Consider the following 2,365-nt stretch of genomic DNA (forward strand, 5'->3'; position numbering starts at 1 on the left):
TTTAGCGGTTTGGGGGATTTATCATTTTCCGACAGCAGGAGGGAATGCACGCTTCCGCGTTTCTCTCCGAGAAACAAAAAAACGGCCTCTGAAAAAGATAAAAATAAGCCCCAAAAGTTGGGGCGTTTTGAAATCTTTTTTAGAGGGGGAAACTCAAGGATTAGATTTTAGGAAATCGTAAAATTGAAGTTGCTGTTTTGGGTCTTTTAGCATGATGCAAAGCCGTTGCATAAAATCATTAGGTGATTCATTCTCTTGCTTCAAATGTTTGAATTTTTTATTTCTGGACATGCCGTAAGAAATTCGGTTGATCTGCATATTTGGAAAATCTATAAACTTAGGTTCATCGACCTGTTTGATTGGTGCTGATTGTATTTTCTTAGAACCAAAGCCGAGCTGTTCCAGTAGCGGATAAAACATCCTGAATTTTTTTGGCTCTAAAAGCATGTCTGCAAGGCGTTTCGTAAAGTCTTCGGATGACTCTCCGATCTCTGCATATTCGCTACCAACTTCGGGCAGTTCAGATAATTTGTGTGCAAACAAATGCCGTTGTGCATCGGTCATTTCGACAAAGAAATCAGGTGTGTTTGGATCTCGTTTAGGGTCGGTTTTTTGTTGTTTTTTTGGCTGTGCCTTCTGTTTAAATCGGAATGAAAAACCAATAATATTACGTCCTCTTTTGTGCTGTTCTTCTTTGACAGTAATATCTGTATTTTCATTGATTTGCTTTAATGATGGTTCTAAAACACGCTTTTTAAAGTCGTGCATTCGATGATATTCACTTTCTAATACTCCCAATCTTTCTCTGAACTCACTTAGCTCAATAATTGGTGTTTTCCCACTACTACGCCAAGCAATCAAAAGTTCATAAAGTCTAATGGCGTAGCCAGTGGAAAGCCCTTTTACTTGCTCTAACTCATAGCTCGTAAATTGTTTTTCTAGCCGAGTTATTAAAGGGATAATTGCAGGTGAAAAAATTAACTCAACAGATGCCGTTTTTTCGATGTATGCAATTTGAGAAACCCAACGTGAGGTAATATGAGCTACTCCTTTTCCTCTTGGTTCTTGATAGCTAAATTGACGAGCAAACAAGTCTTTACAGGCTTCTTTTAGTGCTTGATAAGCACCATTTTTCAATACATCAAAGTGGTTGATATAGCTCTCTGCGTGAATAGTTAAAGGGTCATTCGCATTAATACCTTTACCACTTTCACGGGCTTCAATTATTGCTAAAAGAATTAACCGTTGTTCCACTAGGTCAAGATTGTAGCTGGCATTAATTAAAGCGTTATCTTTCACAATTAAATCTTTCATATAGCGTCTTATTTTATTATGTCGTCTTATTGATCTTATGTGAAGCCTTATCAAGAAGCAATAAGCAGACATATTTTATTTTGTCGCATCTTGCAAACTAAACGTGCTTAAAACGACATGTTTTATTTTGTCTTTCAAAGCACACTAAGTGTCGTCTTATTGAGAATTTCTAGCACACTAAGTGTCGTCTTTTAGCACACTAAGTGTCGTCTTATGTCCTCTGAAACGCACGTATATCAATGCTTTCAGACTGCTTAAAAGCATTTAAAAGCTTTTTTATTATTAAAAGCCCAAAAAAATTAAAAACGGCATTTAAAACTGCCCTATGTTTTCGCTTCGCTCAAACTCTATTGAATCTCGCTGCGCTCGATTCCTGGGGGCAGTTTTTTTCAAAGACCGGCTAGGACGCTAAAAACAAGAATGGATTCGCTTCGCTCATAAAGCTTTATGCTCGCTTCGCTCGTCATGGAGCCAGTGGCTACAGTCGCTTTGCTCTGTAAATCTCGTTATGAAGCAACAGGGAGCTTGTAATCAGGGAAAAGGCAGGGGCAAATTTTTATAATGCTCAGTCGCTCGTAGACACTCGCTCGGTTACTTGATCAATTTGTTTAGTTGTTCTTCAAAATCTTGCTTGTTTAAATCACCTGAAACGTACTGATCATAAAGTTTTTGATGATCTTCAGTGATTTCTAAATCGTAATATTCTCGATCTGATTTCTTTAAAAACACCTCTGACAAACGATTATTTTTTTCAGCATCACTCAATTTCATGGTCTAAATGCTCCTATTTTGCGTTTATTGGCGTTTTTAGCCCTGTTTAGCTAGATTTCCCTGTTTTGAAGAAAAGTGCGCTTAAAGGCGATTTTAGGCGGTTTTAAGCCATGTGTGAAAATTTGATATTTTAAAAGTTGCCGATCGGCAACTTTTAGCGGTTTGGGGGATTTATCATTTTCCGACAGCAGGAGGGAATGCACGCTTCCGCGTTTCTCTCCGAGAAACAAAAAAACGGCCTCTGAAAAAGATAAAAATAAGCCCCAAAAGTTGGGGCGTT

3 protein-coding genes and 1 pseudogene are annotated in these 2,365 nt (G+C 38.0%); 1 reads left to right on the forward strand and 3 read right to left on the reverse strand.

All coding sequences use genetic code 11. The features are described from left to right. Nucleotides 1–181: hypothetical protein (locus FTU29_RS17350; RefSeq protein WP_218954905.1), on the forward strand; the 181-nt coding region annotated here is incomplete at its 5' end. A 206-nt stretch (nucleotides 182–387) separates the two neighbouring features. Here FTU29_RS17350 and repM read toward each other — a convergent pair. The 3 genes and pseudogenes from repM to FTU29_RS17355 all read right to left on the reverse strand — a co-directional run. After that, a pseudogene (repM, locus tag FTU29_RS17125) lies at nucleotides 388–1,314 on the reverse strand (replication initiation protein RepM); the annotation flags it as partial. 591 nt (nucleotides 1,315–1,905) lie between these two features. After that, nucleotides 1,906–2,085, reverse strand: coding sequence for a hypothetical protein (locus FTU29_RS17130; protein WP_020847111.1), 180 nt, complete (start codon nucleotides 2,083–2,085; stop codon nucleotides 1,906–1,908). A gap of 50 nt (nucleotides 2,086–2,135) precedes the next feature. Continuing rightward, nucleotides 2,136–2,365, reverse strand: a 230-nt coding sequence (locus tag FTU29_RS17355; RefSeq protein WP_218954906.1) for a hypothetical protein, incomplete at its 5' end; no start/stop codon positions are given.

The organism is Acinetobacter sp. YH12086 (assembly GCF_013419345.1).
GTDB lineage: Bacteria > Pseudomonadota > Gammaproteobacteria > Pseudomonadales > Moraxellaceae > Acinetobacter > Acinetobacter amyesii.